At 66.8% G+C, this 18,429-nt stretch carries 15 protein-coding genes; 7 read left to right on the forward strand and 8 right to left on the reverse strand.

Annotation, left to right across the window (positions count from 1 at the left end; translation table 11 throughout):
- Positions 1 to 191: 191 nt before the first annotated feature.
- From AC1PLS_RS06400 to AC1PLS_RS06415, 4 genes are read right to left on the reverse strand one after another with little or no spacing between them, the layout of a single operon-like run.
- On the reverse strand, positions 192 to 1,322 hold the full coding sequence (locus AC1PLS_RS06400) for a hybrid sensor histidine kinase/response regulator (protein ID WP_115043219.1): 1,131 nt from the start codon (positions 1,320 to 1,322) through the stop codon (positions 192 to 194).
- Positions 1,319 to 1,903, reverse strand: coding sequence for a chemotaxis protein CheB (locus tag AC1PLS_RS06405; RefSeq protein ID WP_047128332.1), 585 nt, complete (start codon positions 1,901 to 1,903; stop codon positions 1,319 to 1,321). Before AC1PLS_RS06405 ends, AC1PLS_RS06400 begins: the two co-directional genes overlap by 4 nt.
- Entirely contained in the window at positions 1,900 to 2,751 is an 852-nt protein-coding gene (locus tag AC1PLS_RS06410) for a CheR family methyltransferase (protein ID WP_172454412.1), read from the reverse strand. Before AC1PLS_RS06410 ends, AC1PLS_RS06405 begins: the two co-directional genes overlap by 4 nt.
- Positions 2,724 to 5,888 carry a response regulator gene (locus tag AC1PLS_RS06415; protein WP_184379808.1) on the reverse strand — a complete coding sequence of 1,055 codons (3,165 nt, stop codon included), beginning with the start codon at positions 5,886 to 5,888 and terminating at the stop codon, positions 2,724 to 2,726. Before AC1PLS_RS06415 ends, AC1PLS_RS06410 begins: the two co-directional genes overlap by 28 nt.
- A gap of 156 nt (positions 5,889 to 6,044) precedes the next feature.
- Here AC1PLS_RS06415 and AC1PLS_RS06420 point away from each other — a divergent pair, with 156 nt between their 5' ends.
- Together AC1PLS_RS06420 and AC1PLS_RS06425 are read left to right on the forward strand one after the other, a co-directional pair.
- A complete protein-coding gene (locus tag AC1PLS_RS06420; protein WP_184379809.1) occupies positions 6,045 to 7,208 on the forward strand; it encodes a PAS domain-containing sensor histidine kinase in 1,164 nt (387 codons plus the stop codon).
- Entirely contained in the window at positions 7,201 to 7,569 is a 369-nt protein-coding gene (locus AC1PLS_RS06425; protein ID WP_024938072.1) for a response regulator, read from the forward strand. Before AC1PLS_RS06420 ends, AC1PLS_RS06425 begins: the two co-directional genes overlap by 8 nt.
- 61 nt (positions 7,570 to 7,630) lie before the next feature.
- Here AC1PLS_RS06425 and AC1PLS_RS06430 read toward each other — a convergent pair whose 3' ends face one another.
- Together AC1PLS_RS06430 and AC1PLS_RS06435 are read right to left on the reverse strand one after the other, a co-directional pair.
- Complete coding sequence (locus tag AC1PLS_RS06430; protein ID WP_184379810.1) at positions 7,631 to 8,980, reverse strand: glycoside hydrolase family 16 protein; 1,350 nt, start codon at positions 8,978 to 8,980, stop codon at positions 7,631 to 7,633.
- A gap of 418 nt (positions 8,981 to 9,398) precedes the next feature.
- Positions 9,399 to 9,674, reverse strand: a complete 276-nt coding sequence (locus tag AC1PLS_RS06435; RefSeq protein ID WP_039511453.1) for a DUF2798 domain-containing protein — start codon at positions 9,672 to 9,674, stop codon at positions 9,399 to 9,401.
- Between the two features lie 136 nt (positions 9,675 to 9,810).
- On the opposite strand from AC1PLS_RS06435, the gene AC1PLS_RS06440 reads away from it, so the two are divergent.
- A complete protein-coding gene (locus tag AC1PLS_RS06440; protein WP_024938068.1) occupies positions 9,811 to 10,776 on the forward strand; it encodes a LysR family transcriptional regulator in 966 nt (321 codons plus the stop codon).
- A gap of 186 nt (positions 10,777 to 10,962) precedes the next feature.
- Here AC1PLS_RS06440 and AC1PLS_RS06445 read toward each other — a convergent pair whose 3' ends face one another.
- Positions 10,963 to 12,546, reverse strand: a complete 1,584-nt coding sequence (locus AC1PLS_RS06445; protein ID WP_184379811.1) for an alpha-N-arabinofuranosidase — start codon at positions 12,544 to 12,546, stop codon at positions 10,963 to 10,965.
- Between the two features lie 239 nt (positions 12,547 to 12,785).
- Here AC1PLS_RS06445 and AC1PLS_RS06450 point away from each other — a divergent pair, with 239 nt between their 5' ends.
- Positions 12,786 to 13,835 (forward strand): aldose epimerase family protein, encoded by a 1,050-nt coding sequence (locus AC1PLS_RS06450; protein WP_184516568.1) that lies wholly within the window; start codon positions 12,786 to 12,788, stop codon positions 13,833 to 13,835.
- 52 nt (positions 13,836 to 13,887) lie between these two features.
- Here AC1PLS_RS06450 and AC1PLS_RS06455 read toward each other — a convergent pair whose 3' ends face one another.
- The gene (locus AC1PLS_RS06455; protein ID WP_016901491.1) at positions 13,888 to 14,679 is read right to left on the reverse strand and encodes a cytochrome C assembly family protein; all 792 of its coding nucleotides are present in this window, start codon (positions 14,677 to 14,679) and stop codon (positions 13,888 to 13,890) included.
- A 364-nt stretch (positions 14,680 to 15,043) separates the two neighbouring features.
- On the opposite strand from AC1PLS_RS06455, the gene ffh reads away from it, so the two are divergent.
- From ffh to AC1PLS_RS06470, 3 genes are all read left to right on the forward strand, one after another.
- The gene (ffh, locus tag AC1PLS_RS06460; RefSeq protein WP_016901489.1) at positions 15,044 to 16,420 is read left to right on the forward strand and encodes a signal recognition particle protein; all 1,377 of its coding nucleotides are present in this window, start codon (positions 15,044 to 15,046) and stop codon (positions 16,418 to 16,420) included.
- Positions 16,421 to 16,512: 92 nt separating this feature from the next.
- Positions 16,513 to 17,583, forward strand: coding sequence for an NAD(P)H-dependent flavin oxidoreductase (locus AC1PLS_RS06465; protein WP_184431795.1), 1,071 nt, complete (start codon positions 16,513 to 16,515; stop codon positions 17,581 to 17,583).
- The gene (locus AC1PLS_RS06470; protein WP_184431793.1) at positions 17,574 to 18,371 is read left to right on the forward strand and encodes an aminotransferase class IV family protein; all 798 of its coding nucleotides are present in this window, start codon (positions 17,574 to 17,576) and stop codon (positions 18,369 to 18,371) included. Before AC1PLS_RS06465 ends, AC1PLS_RS06470 begins: the two co-directional genes overlap by 10 nt.
- The last annotated feature ends 58 nt before the right edge of the window (positions 18,372 to 18,429 follow it).

Genomic DNA, 18,429 nt, shown 5'->3' on the forward strand with positions numbered 1-18,429 from the left:
TCGGACCGCATGCGCCGCGCGCTGCGTGACGCGTCCTGGATGAGTTCGTCAGAGGGATTGTGTTGTGGCGATGGGCTGGGCTTACGACAGGCCGCCAGCCCCGGCATTGCACGGGCTTCGATCACCCATCACGCCTTGCCGGGCGCCGCGGCGAACGCCGGGCGTGATGCTTGTCGCCCCGTTGGCCGCGATTACGCGGCCAGGTTGTGTCGCCGCAGCACGGCTTCAAACACCACGTCGCCGTTTTCGTTGCGTGCCTGCAGCGTGCCGCCGTGCGCCTTGACGAACTGGTCGGCGATGAACAGGCCCAGCCCCAGGCCCTGGCTGGCATGGAAGCTGGCCTTGAACGGCTCGAACAGGCGCGGCATCAGGCTGTCCGGGATGCGCCCGACATTGCGCACCGACAGCCGCAGCGTGTCGCGTTCGCGTCCGTCCAGATGCACCCGCACCGGCTGGCTGCCGCCATGCAGCACCGCATTGCCGACCAGGTTGGACACGACCTGGGCCAGGCGATCGCCGTCGCCATCGCCGTCCAGATCGCCTTCGGTACGCAGGTCGATCGGCGTGTGCGGGTTGGCCTGCGCCACTTCGCCAACCACGCTGTGGGTGACTTCGCCCAGATTGCAGGGGCCGAACTGCATCGACAGCCCGTCGCTGCGCAGGCGCGAGAAATCCAGCAACTGCTCGACCATCCGCGCCATCCGCCGCGCGCTGTTTTCCAGGTGATCGAGCGTGCGTGCGGCCGAGCCATCGGCCTCCACATCCAGGCCGAGCTTGTCGGCGCACAGCAGGATCACCGACAGCGGCGTACGCAGGTCGTGGGTGAGCACCGCCATCATGGTTTCGTTGAGGGTGAGCGCGCGTTCCAGCGAGGCGTTGCGTGCCTTGAGCAGGCGCCGCTGCTGGTACAACTCGATGAACACATTGACCTTGCTCAGGATCACGTGCGGCTCGATCGGCTTGTGCAGGAAATCCACCGCGCCGGTTTCGTAGCCCTGGAAGGCGCGCATCGGATCGTTCGGCGATGCGGTCAGGAAAATGATCGGCACATGCCGGCTGCGCTGCGAGCCGCGCATCAGTTCGGCCAGCGAAAAGCCGTCCATTTCCGGCATGTGCACATCCAGCAGCGCCAGCGCCACGTCGTGTTCGAGCAGCAGCTCCAGCGCCTGCGCGCCGGACGCGGCACACAGCACCTGGAGGCCGTCGCGCTGCAGCAGCGCTTCCATCGCCACCAGATTCTGCGGCACGTCGTCGACGATCAGCAGCTTGGCGGGCTCGTCGCCATTGCTGTGCGCAGCCAGGCCGGTCGCGGTGAGATTCATGGGTGAAAGGCTTCCAGTCGGCTGCAGATCGCCTGCAGGGTGAGCACCGCATCGGCGCCAGCATAGGCGAGAGCGGAGGCGGGCATCAGCGGTGAGGCGGCATCGTCGGGGCGCTGGATCCAGGCGGTGCCACCGACCGCGCGCACCGCCGCCACGCCGGCGCTGCCGTCGCTGCTGGCGCCGGTGAGCAGGATCGCCAGCAGGCGCTGCCCGAAGACGTCGGCCGCCGATTCGAACAGCGGGTCGATCGCCGGGCGCGAGAACAGCACCGGTGCATCCATCGACAACGCCAGGCTGTCGCGCGTTTCCACCAGCAGATGGTAGTCGGGTGGGGCAATGGTCACGCTGCCGGCAAGCAGCGGCTGCTTGTCTTCGGCCTCGCGCACCGGCAAGGCGCAGCGTGCATCCATCAGCTCGGCAAGGTGGCTGGTGCGGTCGCGTGGCAGGTGCAATACCACCAGCACCGGCATCGGCAGGTCCGCGGGCAGGCTGGACAACAGCGCCTGCAGGGCCATGACGCCGCCGGCCGAGGCACCGATCACCATCGCGTCGAACTGCGCCGCCGCGTGCATTGCGTTCATGCAGCCGCCTTGCGGAACAGGCGCTGCTCGCGCGCCACGGTTTCGAACGCCTGCGCATGCGCACCGAACTGCAGCGACTCCTTGCTGCCCAGGCCCAGGAACCCACGGTGCACCAATGCATCGTGGAACAGGCCCACGGCACGGTCCTGCAGGCTGCGATTGAAATAGATCAGCACATTGCGGCACGACACCAGATGCACTTCGGAGAACACCGTATCGGTGGCCAGGCTGTGATCGGCGAAGACGATATTGCGCTTCAACCGGCGGTCGAACACCGCGCCATCGTAGGCGGTGGTGTAGTAGTCCGAGAGCGAGCCGCGGCCGCCGGCGTCCAGGTAATTGCGGCTGAACTGCGCGATGCGGTCGATGCCGAAGGCGCCGGCCTCGGCCATGCCCAGTGCTTCGGGATTGATGTCGGTGGCGTAGATCACCGCCTTTTCCAGCAGGCCTTCTTCGTGCAACAGGATCGCCAGCGACCAGACTTCCTCGCCGGTGCTGCAGCCGGCCACCCACAGCTTGATCGATGGATAGGTGCGCAAGACCGGCACCGCATGCTCGCGCAGTACGCGGAAGTAGGCCGGGTCGCGGAACATCTCCGACACCTGCACGGTGAAGAACTGCATCGCCTGCGCGAAGGTGTCAGGTTCGTGCAGCAGGCGGTGCTGCAGATCGGCCACGCGCGTGCACTCCAGGCGTGCCATCGCGTGGCGCATGCGCCGGCGCAGCGACGACACCGCGTAATCGCGGAAGTCGTAGTGGTAGCGCTGGTAGACCGCTTCCAGCAGCACCCGCAGCTCCAGGTCGAACAGCTCCACCGCGTTCATTGCCGCGAGCACCACACCCGGCACAGCGACACCAGCTTGTCCACGTCGATGGGCTTGGCGATGTAGTCGTTGGCACCGGCCTCCAGACAGCGCTCGCGATCGTCGGCCATGGCCTTGGCGGTCAGCGCGATGATCGGCAGATCCTGCCACTGGCGATTGGCGCGGATCTGGCGCATCGCGGTCAGGCCGTCCATCTCCGGCATCATGATGTCCATCAGCACCAGGTCCACTTCGTGCTTGGCCAGATGTTCCAGCGCCTCGCGGCCGTTGCGGGCGATCTGCAGCGTCACGCCCAGCGGCTCGAGCACGCTGGAGAGCGCAAAGATGTTGCGCACGTCGTCCTCGGCCAGCAGCACGGTGGCGCCGTCCAGCACCGCGTCGCGGCGGCGCGCTTCGCGCAGCAGGCGTTGCTGGTCGCTGGGCAGCGAGGCCTCCACGCTGTGCAGGAACAGCGTCACCTCATCGAGCAGGCGTTCGGGTGAGCGCACGCCCTTGATGATGATGCTCTTGGAATAGCGGCGCAGGCGTTGTTCCTCGTCGCGGGTGAGCGCGCGCCCGGTGTAGACGATGACCGGCGGAAACGCGACTGCGTCGTTGCCGGCCATGCGCTCGAGCAGGTCGTAGCCGCTGCCGTCGGGCAGCGCCAGATCGGTGACCATGCAGTCGAAGGTCGAGCCGGCCAGTTGCTGCATCGCCTCGGCAATGCTGCCCACCGCGATGATCTCCAGCTGATCGCGCGCCAGCAGCAATTGCAGATTCGCACGCAGCGCGCTGTCGTCTTCGACGATCAGCAGGCGGCGCACCGCGCGTGCATTGGTGTCTTCCAGTTGACGGATCGCGCCCGCCAGCAGCTCGCGCGTGGCCGGCTTGATCAGATAGCCCACCGCGCCCAGTTCCAGCGCAATCTGGCTGCGCTCCAGCGCGGACACCACATGCACCGGAATATGGCGCGTGGCCGGATCGCGCTTGAGGCGTTCGAGCACGCTCAGGCCGGACGCATCCGGCAGGCCGATGTCGAGCAGGATGCCGCTGGGACGCAGTTCGGCGGCCAGACGCAGCGCCTCTTCGGCGCTGGGAGCCACCACGCAATCGAAGTCCAGCTCGTGCGCCAGGTCGACCAGCGCCTGTGCAAAGCGTGCTTCGTCCTCCACCGCCAGGATCAGTCGGCCGGGGCGGGTGCGTTGGTCGCGATCGTCGTCGGCACGCTGCAGCGGCGGGGCGGCAGCTGCCGGAATCGGCAGCGGCATCCCCGCGGACGCAGTCTTGGCGCGCCCATCGAGGCGCGAGGCCATGGCCGTGCCGCTGGCGGATTGCAACGACGGCGCGGCGCCGATCGCCATCGCGCCCGCGTTGGCCTGCGCTGCGGTGACCGGCTCGGCCGGCGCGCCGTCGATCGGCAATTCCAGCGTGAAACAGCTGCCGCGTCCGGGCTGGCTGTCCACGCGGATGCTGCCGCCCATGCGCTGGGCCAGGTCGCGCGAGATTGACAGGCCCAAGCCGGTGCCGCCGTAGCGACGGCGCGTGCTGCCATCGGCCTGACGGAACGCTTCGAAGATGATCTCGGTCTGTTCGTGCGCGATGCCGATGCCGGTGTCGTTGACCTTGAACAGCACTCGTCCCGGCGTGTGCGCCTGGATCGACAGGCTGACGCTGCCGTGCTCGGTGAACTTGATCGCGTTGGCCAGCAGGTTCTTGAGGATCTGCTGCAGGCGCTGGCTGTCGACGACCAGTTGCGTCGGTGCGTCCGATTCGGCAGCCAGCTGCAACGCCAGGCCCTTCTGGCGCGCCAGCGGTTCGAAGGTCTCGCGCAGGCGCTGCAGCACCGAGCTGGTGGCGACGGTTTCGTCGGCCAGTTCCACATGCCCGGCCTCGATCTTGGACAGGTCGAGAATGTCGTTGATCAACGCCAGCAGATCGTTGTTGGACGACAGGATCGCCTGCGCGTATTTCACCTGCTCGGGGCTGAGCGTGCCGTCCTTGTTGTCCGACAGCAGCTTGGCCAGGATCAACGCGCTGTTGAGCGGCGTGCGCAGCTCGTGCGACATGTTGGCCAGGAATTCGGATTTGTAGCGCGAGGCGGTGGACAGCTCGTTGCTGTTGCGCACCAGCTGGTTCTGCGCGATCAGCAAGGCCTGCTTCTGCGCTTCCAGCGCCTGGGTGCGCTCTTCCAGCTGCACGTTGGTCTGTTCCAGCTCGGCTTGCTGCAGTTCCAGATCGCTCTGCGACTGCTGCAGGCTGCGGCTTTGTTCCTCCAGCTCCTCGTTGGCCACGCGCAGCTCTTCCTGCTGGGTCTGCAGCTCTTCGCTTTGGCGCTGGGTTTCTTCCAGCAGGGCCACCAGCTGCGCGCGCAGCAATGCCGTGCGCAAGGCCAGGCCGATGTTCTCGCCGCAGCGCGTGAGGAGTTCTTCCTCGCGCGTGCGGGCAGTGCCCGGCGCAGCGGCGCGGCCCAGCTCGAGGATGCCGATCACCCGCCCATCGGCGATGACCGGTGCCAGCAGCAGTTCCTGGCAGGCGCTGCGGCCCAGGCCCGAGGCGATCTGCAGATGTCCGGCTTCCACGCCGCGCACCCGGCGCACCGTGCCGCTGCGCAAGGCCTCGCCGAGTTGGCCGGCATCGGTCGGCAATGTCCTGGACATATCGGCCGGCAGCGCGGCGCCGCCGGTCAGACGCAGGCGGTCGCCCTCGATGCGATACAACGCGCCGACCTGCGCATCCAGCGTGTCGCACAGCGCGCGCACGGCGGCATTGGCCAGATCGTCGGGGCTGTGATCGCCGCGCAAACTGGCTTCGACGGTGTTTTCGGCCTGCTGCAGCCACAGCGCCAGTTCGGCCTGGCGGCGCGCGCGGATGGCCTGCATCACCACCAGCGCCATCGCCAGGAACGACACCCCGCCGATGCTGCGGTTGATCGAGGAAAAACTCGAGCTGGTACTGGACGGCGCCAGCTGAAAACCGACGGCTAGCAGCACGCACGAGAGCGCGGCGACCACCAGGGGCACCTGCACGCGATTCTGGAAGACCGTCACGCCCACCGCGACGAAATAGGTCAGCCACACCGCATAGCCGAGCGGCGTGACCAATTCCACGCCGAGCGTTCCGGCCATCAGGGCCCCCGCGATCACCCACACCCAGCGGTCGCGTGTGGTCGAGATGTTCTGCATAAAGGCGCGGACCGGACGGGGAGGGCGGTCATGGTAGCCGATAACTTTCACGCGCAAATCGCCGGGATTTTGACGCTCTGCAGCCGGGTCGGCTTGCACGCAGCCTTCACGCACTCGTCACTATGGTCGCGCGCTTTTCCGGGGGAAAGTTGCGTGATGGATGCGGAAACGGCCGTCGACAGTGCGGGGCCGCTTTCTCACGACAGCCGGCAGTGCCAGCTGTTGGTGCAGAGCGTGTCCGATTACGCGATCTACATGCTCGATACGGGCGGCCACGTGTGCAGCTGGAATCCCGGCGGCGAGCGCATCAAGGGTTACACCACCGCCGAAATCATTGGCTCGCATTTTTCGCGCTTCTATCTGCCGGAGGATGCGCAGGGCGGCGAACCGGCCCGCAATCTGGACACCGCCAGACGCGAGGGGCGTTTTGCCACCGAAGGCTGGCGGGTGCGCAAGGACGGCAGCCGCTTCTGGGCAAGCGTGGCGATCGAGCCGGTGCTGGAATTCGGTGTGCTGGTGGGGTTTGCCAAGGTCACCTGCGACATCGACCAGCGGCACCAGGCGCAGCAGCTGTTGCAGCATGCGCAGCATGCCCTGCTGCAGTCGCAGAAGGTGGACGCGCTGGGTCGCCTGACGCTCGGCATGGCGCACGATTTCAATAACCTGCTGACCGTGATGGTGACCAGCCTGGACCTGATCGCGCTGCGTGCCGGCGACGACGCGCGTACGCGCATGCTGGTGGACGCGGCGCAGACGGCAGTCGATCGGGGCACCTTGCTGACACGCCAACTGCTCGCCTTTGCGCGCGGGCAGCGGCTGATTCCCGAACGCCACGGCGCCAGCGCGGTGGTGACGCGCTCGCTGGAGCTGCTGCGGCGTGCCTGTCCGGCCGGGATCGTGCTGTCGTTGGCGTTCGCCGAGCAGTTGCCCGATATCCGCGTGGACCCGGGCCAACTTGAGGCGGCCTTGCTAAATCTGGTGTTCAACAGCTGCGATGCCATGCCGGGCGGCGGCACCATCGTGCTGGAAACGGCGCTACAGCAGCGTGCTGCGCCATCCGATCCGCATGGCCGGCCGCGCGCTTACGTCAGCATTGCCGTACGCGATGATGGCCCCGGCATGTCGGCACACGTGGCGCAATGCGCCAGTGAGCCGTTTTTCACCACCAAGGACGTGGGCAAGGGTTCGGGCCTGGGATTGAGCCAGGTACACGGCTTTGCGTCCCAATCCGGTGGCTTTGTCGAGCTGGACACTGCGCCTGGCCGCGGCACCACCGTTACCCTGTTTCTCCCGGCCATCGAGGAGGCTGAGCATGACTGAATCCCTGCGTCTGTTGATGGTGGAAGATCAGCAGGAATTGCGCGAACTGATCGGCGAGGCGCTGCGCGACGCAGGCATCACCGTCGAAACCGCCGACGACGGCCACAGCGCCTTGCGCATGCTGCGCGAGAACGGCCCCTACGATGTGGTCTTCAGCGACATCCGCATGCCCAACGGCATGTCGGGCATCGAACTGAGCGAACACGTGGCGCAGCTGCTGCCGCAGGCGCGGGTGATCCTGGCCTCGGGGTTTGCAAAGGCGCAATTGCCGCCGCTGCCGGCGCAGGTGGATTTCCTGCCTAAACCGTATCGCCTGCGTCAGCTGATCGATGTGTTGAAAGGCGTGGCAACCAACGCCTGAGCGTTGGCTGCGGTGTCCTGCGCTGCAGGGGCCGTGACCGAGCGTCCTGCGCCTGCGCTGCTCAACGGCTCTGGTAATACACCTTGTCGATGGCGATCTCCACTGGCGCAGCCGGCGGATCGGCCACCAGCATGAACATCTGTTTGACCGCCTGCAGATCCAGGTCGTAGAACGCACTGAAGGGAATGCTCACCTCATGCCAGGCGCCATCGCGCACCAGGCCGTACTGATTGCCGCCCGCGACAAAATCCACCCAGCTGTCGCCAAAGCTGGTGTTGATGCCGATCTTGAAGGTCGATGGCGTGGTGGTTTTCAGGTGCAGCTTCAGCGCGCCGCCGGCATAGGCGGCCATGTTGCGATAGTCGGTCTGGATGCCCAGGCCATACCAGGCACCGGCATTGGCGCGGTAGGCCATCACGTTGCTGCCTTCGAACGGCGCCTGCGCAATCGGGGTGAGGTTGTTCCACAGATACAGCTCGGCATCCTGGCCGAAGTTGAGTCGCCCGCTGGTATCGGCCTGCTCGGTGAACACCCCAAATCGCCCTGCGGGCGCTGCGTGTTGCGCACCCACATACAGTTGCGAACCGGGGTTTTGATACAGGCGGATGTAATCGATCTCCATCCTGCCCGGCAACGGCGCGGTCACCGCCGCAGGCGAGGTGATGCCGGTATAGGTGCCGCCGACGGCGAGATTGAGCAGCAGATACTGCTGCTGATGGAATTCGTGCAGCGAGGCACCTTCGATATTGGAGATCGCAAACTCGAAGTATTGCTGGCCATCGATCGACACGCGGATGAACTGCGGGTCCCAGGTCAGGCGGTACACATGGAAGTCGGCATGCAGATCCACCGGGCTGGTGTAGCTGGTGTTGTAGTCGGCCTGCTGGCCGTTGTAGTCCCAGTGCACCGCGGCGCCGATACGGCGATTGGCGGTGCCATTGGCGATCGCCGCGGCCATGCCGGCTTCCAGCAGGTCGATCTCGCCGCGACCTGGCCACACGCCGATGGTGCCCAGCATCCAGTACGCCGGCCATAGCCCGTTGCCCACCACCGGCGTCTTGATGCGCGCTTCCAGCGTGCCGTACCTGAAATGCATGCGGCCTTCGGTCTTGAGACGCGCCGAGGTAAACGGCATGCCCTGGAACGCTTCGCGTCGTGCTTCGATCACCAGCCGGCCGTTATCGATACGCGCGTTTTCGGCGCGGCTGGTGTAGTACTGCATCTCCCCGTTGCCCCAGCCGCACAGGCCGATCTGACAGCCGTTGCCGACGTCGTAGGTCCACTTGTTGCCGTCGATGCCGGGGCCGTTGAAATTGTCCTCCCATACCAGGGTTTGCGCGTGTGCGCCTGGTGGCATCGCCACTGCGCATAGCAAGGCGAACTGCACAGCGACACTGCGTAGCGTGTTCATTGCGTGCGTCTCCAAAAAGTGGACCGACGTCCAGGGAGAAGTGACGCTGCGCAGCGGATGGTTCAGTGTCAAAGCAATTGTGTGGCGTGTTTCAGTTCCGTGGTGTTCATTCCGGAATCATCCAGCATTGGCATGACGGCGGTCGCAGACTGCATGGGGCGGATGCTGCGTGGCAGCAGCTAGATGCGGATGTTTCGTTGCGGGCGCGACGGCATCTGCAGCGTCCAGCTCAATGCGTTCAAGCCGGCAGATGCTTCGAGCGCCAACGCATGCACGCGTTGGCAGGCTTTGGAATGGCTACGGCGCAGGGGATGCCAACGTGGCAGGCAAGCCACGTGCTGCGGCACATCGATGGCCTTGCGGATGCATCGGCATGATTGCCTGCGGCAGCGTTTCGCGCATGCCGCATACGCCAGACTCAATGCCCGGCATGCACCGTCCAGGCCACCAGCCGTATCACCAACGGTCGCACCACCAGCACGCAGCAGAACGCGGTGGGCATCGCAATGCGGTAGGCGTCCAGTACGCGCCACAGGTAGCCGGGGGCAAGGCCGGTGTTGGCGCCGGTGATCACCAGGCACATCAGCAAGGCCATGATCGCGGCCATATAGAACGCGAACACGAACGGGGTGGTGCGCACGCCGAGTTTCCAGCGCGGGCGCAGCAATGGGGAGGAGGGGGGAGATGACGACATGCAGTGGCCTTTGGTTGCCGCGGATCGGCGTGATGGGCAGCACTGTAGAGACGCCACCGCGGGCGGGGTAGATCGCGTAGCCTTGCGGCTTACGTAAGAAAGACTTACGAATCCTTTGGTAATACTCGCCTGACCAATGAACATTCTTCAGTCCATCCGTAGCTTTGTCAGTACTGTCGATGCCGGCAGCATTGCCGGAGGCGCCAAGTTGCTGGGGATCAGTGCGGCTGCGGTCAGCCAGAACATCGCGCGTCTGGAGCAGCACCTGGGCGTGCGTCTGCTGCACCGGACCACGCGCAGCTTGGCGCTGACCGAGCGCGGCACGCTGTACTTCGAGCAGGTGCGGCAGCTGGAGCGCGACCTGGAGCGCGCGCGCCAATCAGTGGCCGGGCCGCAGCAGGCGCCGGCGGGGCGCTTGCGGGTGGCCAGCACCGCGGCCTTCGCACGGCACGTGCTCGCCCCGATGCTGCCGGCCCTGCGTCAGCAGTACCCGCAGCTGGAGATCGAGCTGCTGTGCACCGACCGGGCGGTGCAGCACGCGCAGGAAAGCGTGGATGTCAGCCTGCGCATCGAAGCGCAGCTGGAAGACGGTCTGGTCGCACGCTGCATCGCTCAGGTACCGCTGGTGGTCTGCGCAGCGCCCGAGTATCTGGCGCGTTGCGGGACGCCGCAGGGTGCGGACGACTTGAAGTATCACGATTGCCTGCTGCTGCGTTACCCGGTCGACGGGCGCTGCCTGCCGTGGAATTTCGTGCGCAATGGCGTGCGCTTCCAGCCGGAACTGGGCAAGGCGATGGTCAGCGACGATATCGATGCGCTCGCCACCATGGCCGCGGCCGGCGGCGGCATCGCGCGCCTGGCCGCCTATGTCGTGCAGCCTTACCTGCAGCGCGGCGAGCTGCAGCCGCTGTTTGTCTCCGATCTCGGCAGCACAGCCCAGGCATTACCGGAGCCGCTGCGGATCTACCTCTGCGTCGCCGACCGCCGCGACTTCACCCCGAAGGTGCGCGCCTTCATGGAACACGTGCTCGAACGCCTGCCGGTGCAATGGCGTACTGCCGAGCCCGCGCCGGCGCCGGCTCATGCAGCGACCGGGGTGTAGCCAGCATCTGACATCTTGAGCGCGCCTGGTCCGTGCGCTGTTCGACAGGGCGCACGCGGGCGTGACGTGCTGATGCCTGATGCATGCCGGGTTGCTTGAGAGCGAACGACGCTGAAGACGCAGTTTGCGCAGTCGTCGTTCTCGACCAACGACTAAGGCGGCAGTTGATGCCGCCGTCGCCATCGCTCACTCCAGCTTGAGCATCACAATCGAGCGCGCCGGCAGCGAGACAGTCACTGCGTTGCCTTGCATGCGTGCTCCCTTGAACGCCTTGGGTTCCACCGCATGTGGCTGGGCAAAAGTGTTGTGCGCAGTGATCGCCGGCCCGGTCAGAATCTGTCCGGTCACCCCGCGCGCCGTCAGGCCATCCACCTGCACACTGACGCTCGCGGCCGACGTCGCATCCAGATTGGTCAGGGCGATATAGACGTGTCCATCCCTGGCCTTGACCGCCGAGCCGTGCACTGCGGGCACGTGGACATCGCCGTGGCGATACTCGGGTGTCTGCAGGCGCAACGGCAGCTGGGTGGCATCCTGGTAGGGCTTGTACAGCGCGAACACATGGTAGGTGGGCGTCAGCACCATCCTGTCGCCGTCGGTGAGGATCATCGCCTGCAGCACATTGACCATCTGCGCGATATTGGCCATGCGCACGCGTTCGGCATATGCGCTGAAGATGTCGATGTTCAACGACGCCACCAGTGCATCGCGCAGCGTGTTCTGTTGATGCAGGAAGCCCGGGTTCGCATCCGGCAGCCCGGCGTACCAGGTGCCCCATTCGTCCACCACCAGCGCGACCTTCCTGCCCGGGTCGTAGCGGTCCATGATCGCGCTGTGTTTGCGGATCAGCTCGTCCATCACCAGCGTGCGCGACAGCGTGTCGATCCAGGCGGCTTCGTCGAAGTCGGTGGAGGAGGCGCGCGGTGGCCAGCCACCTGGCACGGTGTAGTAGTGCAGGCTCAGGCCGTCCATCAGCGTGCCGGCCTCGCGCATCATCACCTCGGTCCAGTGGTAATCGTCGTTGTTGGGGCCGGGCGCGATCTTGAGGATCTTCTGATTGGCCGGCGCCTTGACGAAGGTCTGGTAGCGTCGATAGACGTCGGCCGCGTACTCCACGCGCATGTTGCCGCCGCAGCCCCACAGCTCGTTGCCCACGCCGAAGTAGGGCACCTGCCACGATGCGTCGCGGCCATTGGCGCGGCGCTCGTTGGCCAGGCTCGAGCGGGTCGGCGCCGTCATGTATTCCGCCCACTGCGCGATCTCGTCCGGCGCCGCGTTGCCCACGTTGCCTGCGATATAGGCCTGGGTGCCGAGCAGCTCGGTGAAGTCCATGAACTCGTGCGTGCCGAAGCGGTTGGACTCTTCCACGCCGCCCCAGTGCGTGTTGACACTGACCGGGCGCTTGGCCGGCGCACCGACGCCATCACGCCAATGGTATTCGTCGGCAAAACAGCCGCCGGGCCAGCGGATGTTGGGCACTGCAATCGCCTTCAACGCGGCCAGCACATCGTTGCGATAGCCGCGCGTATTGGGAATTGCCGAGTCCTCGCCGACCCACACCCCGCCGTAGATGCCGGTGCCCAGATGCTCGGCGAACTGACCGAACAGCTGCCGCGACACCTGCGCACCGGGCTGGTCCACGCGCAGCGTGCCGGTCACCTTGACCTCGGCCGCAGGGGCGGCGAGCGCGCTGGCGAGCAAGGCCGCGCCAACGATAGCCTGCAACAGCCGTCCCGGTGAGATTCGCAAAGCGGGGGAAATCCACTGCATCGGCTTGGCGCTCCTGTGCTGATCGATCGAGGTGGTCACACGCCGCTGCGGGGCGGGCGCGTCGCTAGCCTAGTGCCTGCAATGGCAGGTTGTCGCTGCATCGCAATCAATCAGCCAGGGCTGGCGCGGGTCTCGCCGACATCGCCACCGCATCGCACGCCAGGATGTGCGCCGGGGCATGGTCGGCGACCGCGCTCCCCCGCTATGCTCGCCAGCTTCCAGTATCGGCAGGACGATCCATGCAGCGAGTGTTCGGGCAGTTGCCAGACGGTGTCGAAGTCCACGCGCTCACGCTGCGCAGCACTGCCGGGCTGGAGGCGGAGGTGCTCACCTACGGCGGCATCCTGCATGCGCTGCGGCTGACCACCGAGCATGGGGTGGTGCCGCTGCTGCTGGCGTTGCCGGATCTGCCGGCCTACGCCGCCGATGGCGACAGCCTCAATATCCTGGTCGGCCGCTTCGGCAACCGCATCGCCGGCGCGCGCTACACGCTGGATGGGGTCACCCACACGCTGGCGGCCAACGAAGGGCGCAACCAGTTGCACGGCGGCCTGCGCGGCTTCGGTCGGCGCGTGTGGAGCGTGCTGGAGCAGGCACCGGATCAGGTACTGCTCGGTTACGACTCGCCCGATGGCGAAGAAGGCTATCCCGGCAATCTGCAGGTGCGGGCGCGGCTGCAATTGCGCGGACGCAGCCTGCAGCTGGACTTCGAGGCGCACTGCGATGCCGCCACCGCGTTGAACCTCACCCATCACCCGTACTTCAATTTATCCGGCGACCCGCATCGGCGCGCCGCGCTGCAGGTGCTGCGGGTGCCGGCCGATCGCTATCTGCCGGTGGATGCCGAATCGATCCCGACCGGCGAAATCGCCTCGGTCGCCGGCACGCCGTTCGATTTCCGCCATGCTGCCGCGTTGGCCGACAAAAGCGATCCGTCACATCCGCAGGTGGTGCTCGGCAAGGGCTACGACCAATGCCTGGTGCTGGCCGCCGGGGCCGATTGCGTTGCCGAGTTGTACTCGCCGCACAGTGGCGTGGCGCTGCGCATCAGCAGCGACGCACCGGCGGTGCAACTCTACGAAGGCCAGCATCTGGACGACCACCATCCCGGACTCGGCCGCGGCGTCTGCCTGGAGCCGCAGGACTACCCGGATGCGCCCAACCACCCCAACTTCCCGTCGACGATCCTGCGGCCCGGGCAGGTCTACCGCCGCCGCATCGCCTATCACTTCGCCAGCCCGGGGCCGGATCAGCCGTGGGCGGCGGTGAGCGCTGCGCTGGACGCCTGAGTACGGGTGTTGCAGCGACGGCGGGGCCGGGACGGGCCTGCAGCCAACGCGATCAGCGCGGCCCCAGCACCAGTTCGATCACGAACTTGCTGCCGAAGAACGACAACACCAGCAGCGCCATCGCGGTCAGCGTCCAGTGCACCGCTTTGGTGCCGCGCCAGCCGTTGCGCCAGCGCCCGATCAGCAGCGCACCGAACACGATCCACGACAGGATGCTGAGTACGGTCTTGTGCAGTAGCCGCTGCGCCAGGAAGTCCTGCACGAACAGCAGGCCGGTCAGCAGGGTCAGGCTCAACAGCACGAAGCCGACGGTGATCGTGCGGAACAGCAGCGTCTCCAGCTCGGTCAACGGCGGCAGCGCGCGCAGCCAGGTATGGAAGTCGCGCCGGCGCAGGGCGCGCTCCTGCAGCCACAGCATGATCGCCAGCAACGCGGCGATGCCCAACGTGGCGTAGGCCAGCAGCGCCATCCACGCGTGCAGTTCCAGCCGCCAGCCCAGGTCCGAGCTCGGTTCGTGGCCGTAAGCGTGATAGCAGGCCAGCAGGATTGCCGACAGCGGGAACACCACCACGCCCACCGCCGCCATGCGCCCGCGCGCGCCGAACACCGCCGTCAGCGCGGCCATGCCCAGGCCGCACAGCGATAGCGCCGCGAAGAAGTGCATGTCCGGCCCGCCGGCGGTGCGCAGCGCCACTAGCACGTGGTACCCGGCGTGCAGCGCCACGGCCGCCAGTGCCGGGATCAGCCAACGGGCAGGCGCCTGGTTGCCATCGCGCAGCACCGAGCGGGTGAGCAGTGCCGTGGCCAGCAGATACAAGGCGAACGCGATGAGAACGATTGTCATCGTGGAAGTTTCGCATATTGGGGGATGGGAATCGGGAATCGGGAATCGGGAATCGGGATTCGGGATTCGGGATTCGGGAATCGGGAATCGGGAATCGGGAATCGGGAATCGGGAGAGCAGTTGCGAGCTGCGGGGCTGGAGGTGGGCTGGCGTGCTGGGGGCGGAGCGCGAGCGGGCAGGGGCTACCTGCTGGCACCGCAGTTGCCGTTCCTGTCCTGGCGCTGCTGCGCTGGTTGGCCGTGCGCGTTGGTGAGGCTGCTCGCTGATCTGGCTTTGCCGGTCGGGCGCTGGCGGCCGCCGGGGCGGCCGGCTGGCCGGTGCCGCTATAATCGACGCCCGTTTCCCCTCACGCGGTCCCTTGCGCATGTTCGAGTCCCTTACCCAACGTCTCTCCGGCACCATGGAGCGCCTGCGCGGCCGCGGCCGCCTGACCGAGGAGAACATCCGCGAAGCCACCCGTGAAGTGCGCATCGCGTTGCTCGAAGCCGACGTGGCGCTGCCGGTGGTGCAGGCGCTGATCGAGCGCATCAAGGTGCGCGCGGTCGGTCAGGAAGTGCTCAAGTCGCTGACCCCGGGCCAGGCGCTGATCAAGATCGTTCGCGACGAGCTGACCGCCGTGATGGGCGCGGCCGCCACCGACCTCAACCTCAACGTGCCGGCGCCGGCGATCATCCTGATGGCCGGCCTGCAGGGCGCGGGCAAGACCACCACGGTCGGCAAGCTCGCCAAGCACCTGAAGGAAAAGCGCAAGAAGAAGGTCATGGTGGTCTCGGCCGACGTCTACCGTCCGGCCGCGATCGAGCAGCTCAAGACCCTGGCCGAGCAGGTCGGCGTGTTGTTCTTCCCGTCCGACGCCTCGCAGAAGCCGGTCGACATCGTGCGCGCCGCCATCAGCGATGCGCGCAAGTCGTTCGCCGACGTGCTGCTGGTCGATACCGCCGGCCGCCTGGCCATCGATGCGGCGATGATGGAGGAGATCAAGGCGCTGCACGCCGCGGTCAACCCGACCGAAACCCTGTTCGTGGTCGATGCGATGACCGGCCAGGACGCGGCCAACACCGCCAAGGCCTTCGGTGAGGCGCTGCCGCTGACCGGCGTGGTGCTGACCAAGACCGACGGCGACGCCCGTGGCGGCGCCGCGCTGAGCGTGCGCTACATCACCGGCAAGCCGATCAAGTTCGTCGGTACCGGCGAAAAGACCGACGGCCTGGACGTGTTCCATCCCGACCGCGTCGCCAGCCGCATCCTGGACATGGGCGATGTGCTGTCGCTGGTGGAACAGGTCGAGCACAGCGTCGACCAGGAAAAGGCCGCCAAGCTTGCCGCCAAGGTCGCCAAGGGCAAGAAGTTCGACCTCAACGACATGAAGGAACAGCTTGAGCAGATGCAGAACATGGGCGGCATCCATGGGCTGATGGATAAGCTGCCGGGCATGGGCCAGATCCCGGACAACGTCAAGCAGCAGGTCACCGGCAAGGAAGTGCCGCGCATGATCGCGATCATCAATTCGATGACCAAGAAGGAGCGCCGCAACCCGGCCCTGCTCAACGGCTCGCGCCGCGCCCGCATCGCCCGCGGCTCGGGCATGCAGCCGGCCGACGTCAACAAGCTGATGAAGCAGTATCAGCAGATGGAAAAGATGATGGGCAAGCTGGCCGGCGGTGGCATGAAGGGCCTGATGCGCAACATGAAGGGCATGATGGGCGCCATGGGCGGCCGCGGCGGCATGCCGTTCCGTTGAGTTTCAATCGGCGACGCGCGCGGTAAGTCCTTCGACAGGCACGCGTGGCGTTGAACTCGCGCATGACGCGTCATCACTTCAGGCCGCGCACGATGGGTTCGTTTTCGCAGATCGACGCCTTCCAGCAGCGTTTTGGTTTAGGCCTTCCCATCCTGCTCAGCCCCATGGCCGGCGCCTGCCCGGTGCCGTTGTCGGCGGCGGTTGCCGAGGCCGGCGGCATGGGCGCGATGGGTGCGGTGCTGTCGCAACCGCAGGACATCGTGGCGTGGATGGCGGCGTTTCGCGGCGCGAGCGCCGGGCCTGCCCAGGTCAATCTGTGGATTCCCGATCCGGCCCCTGTGCGCGACGCCGCGGCAGAGGCGCGCGTGCGTGCGTTTGTGTCGCAGTGGGGGCCGCCGGTTCCCGAGGATGCGGGCGACGCAACACCGGCCGACTTCGATGCCCAGTTCGACGCCTTGCTCGCCGCACGGCCCGCCGTCGCCTCATCGATCATGGGCGTGTTTCGGCCCGATCAGGTTGCGCGGCTGAAAAGCGCCGGCATCGCCTGGTTTGCCTGCGCCACCACGCTGGACGAAGCGCGTGCGGCCCAGGCGGCAGGTGCCGATGCGGTGGTTGCGCAGGGCGCCGAGGCCGGTGGGCATCGCGGTGCATTCGACGCCGCTCGCGCCGAGCGGCAGATGACCGGGTTGTTCGCCTTGTTGCCACGATTGGTTGATCACCTGGATCTTCCGGTGATCGCTGCAGGCGGCATCGCCGATGCGCGCGGCATTGCCGCGGCGCTGACGCTGGGCGCGAGCGCCGTGCAGATCGGTACCGGCCTGCTGCGCACGCCCGAGGCGGCGCTGCCCAGTGCCTGGGCCGACGCCCTGGCCCAGGCCGAGCCGGAACAGACCCAGCCGACCCGTGCATTTTCCGGCCGGCTGGGGCGTGCGCTCGCCACGCCCTATGTGCGTGCTGCCATTGCCGCCGAGGCGCCAGTGCCGGCGCCGTATCCGGTGCAGCGCGCGCTGACCGCACCGATGCGTCAGGCCGCCGCGCGCGACAACCGCCTGGATGCCATGCAGGCCTGGGCCGGGCAATCGGCCTGGATGGCACCTGCCCAGCCTGCCGCGCAATTGCTAACCCAGTGGTGGGCTGAAGCACAGGCGCTGTTGTGCCGCTGATCTTCTGCAACGGCGCAGTGGCGACAGCGCAGCAGTTGGGCGCGGCCGCATTGGTCAATTACGGCCACTTCACCACCCTGCAGGTGCGCGGCGGTGCGGTACGCGGGCTGGACCTGCATCTGCAGCGGCTGCAATACGACGGTGCTGCCCTGTTCGGTGCATCGATCGATGAGGCATCCCTGCGCGCCCAGTTGCGCGCTGCGTTGTCGGCTGCGAACTGCGAAGACGCCAGCGTGCGCATCACCGTGTTTGCGCAGGATTTCGACCTGCGCGATCCATTGCGCCAGCTTGCGCTCGATGTGCTGATCTCCATCGCGCCCGCAGCCCGGATGCCAGCTACCGCGTTGCGCGTGCAGCCGGTCCGTCATGTGCGCGAGCAACCCCGGCACAAGCATGTCGGCACCTTCGCGCTGCTGCATCTGCGTCGCCAGGCCATGGCGGCCGGTTACGACGACGCATTGCTGATCGACGCGCAGGCGCATCTGCTGGAGGGCGCCTTCTGGAATCTGGGCGTGTGGCAGCAGGGCAGGGTGGTGTGGCCGCAAGGGCCGGCGCTGCCCGGCACCCAGCAGCGTCTGCTGCAGGCCGGCCTGCAGACGCTCGGTATCCAGCAGGAGTTTCGCCCGGTCGTGCTGAGCGAGCTGGGCGGCTTCGATGGCGCCTTCAGCTGCAACGCGCGCGGCCAGCAGGCGATCGTGCAAGCCGGCGCGGCGGCGTGGCCGGCGCAGGCCGCGCAGCTGCCATTGCTGGAGCAGGCCCTGCAGACCCAGGCCTGGCAGGGGATCTGAACGATTCCGGGGTGACTTGGCTTCGCCGCCGGAGCCCGCTATAATCGCCGGCTTACCG

The sequence above is a fragment of the Xanthomonas sp. NCPPB 3218 genome, assembly GCF_056725185.1.

Bases quoted from the DNA above. Each gene is read 5' to 3' on its own strand.
- AC1PLS_RS06400 (WP_115043219.1), bottom strand. From the start codon at position 1,322: ATGAATCTCACCGCGACCGGCCTGGCTGCGCACAGCAATGGCGACGAG.
- AC1PLS_RS06405 (WP_047128332.1), bottom strand. From the start codon at position 1,903: ATGAACGCAATGCACGCGGCGGCGCAGTTCGACGCGATGGTGATCGGT.
- AC1PLS_RS06415 (WP_184379808.1), bottom strand. From the start codon at position 5,888: ATGCAGAACATCTCGACCACACGCGACCGCTGGGTGTGGGTGATCGCG.
- AC1PLS_RS06420 (WP_184379809.1), top strand. From the start codon at position 6,045: ATGGATGCGGAAACGGCCGTCGACAGTGCGGGGCCGCTTTCTCACGAC.
- AC1PLS_RS06425 (WP_024938072.1), top strand. From the start codon at position 7,201: ATGACTGAATCCCTGCGTCTGTTGATGGTGGAAGATCAGCAGGAATTG.
- AC1PLS_RS06430 (WP_184379810.1), bottom strand. From the start codon at position 8,980: ATGAACACGCTACGCAGTGTCGCTGTGCAGTTCGCCTTGCTATGCGCA.
- AC1PLS_RS06435 (WP_039511453.1), bottom strand. From the start codon at position 9,674: ATGTCGTCATCTCCCCCCTCCTCCCCATTGCTGCGCCCGCGCTGGAAA.
- AC1PLS_RS06440 (WP_024938068.1), top strand. From the start codon at position 9,811: ATGAACATTCTTCAGTCCATCCGTAGCTTTGTCAGTACTGTCGATGCC.
- AC1PLS_RS06445 (WP_184379811.1), bottom strand. From the start codon at position 12,546: ATGCAGTGGATTTCCCCCGCTTTGCGAATCTCACCGGGACGGCTGTTG.
- AC1PLS_RS06450 (WP_184516568.1), top strand. From the start codon at position 12,786: ATGCAGCGAGTGTTCGGGCAGTTGCCAGACGGTGTCGAAGTCCACGCG.
- AC1PLS_RS06455 (WP_016901491.1), bottom strand. From the start codon at position 14,679: ATGACAATCGTTCTCATCGCGTTCGCCTTGTATCTGCTGGCCACGGCA.
- ffh (WP_016901489.1), top strand. From the start codon at position 15,044: ATGTTCGAGTCCCTTACCCAACGTCTCTCCGGCACCATGGAGCGCCTG.
- AC1PLS_RS06465 (WP_184431795.1), top strand. From the start codon at position 16,513: ATGGGTTCGTTTTCGCAGATCGACGCCTTCCAGCAGCGTTTTGGTTTA.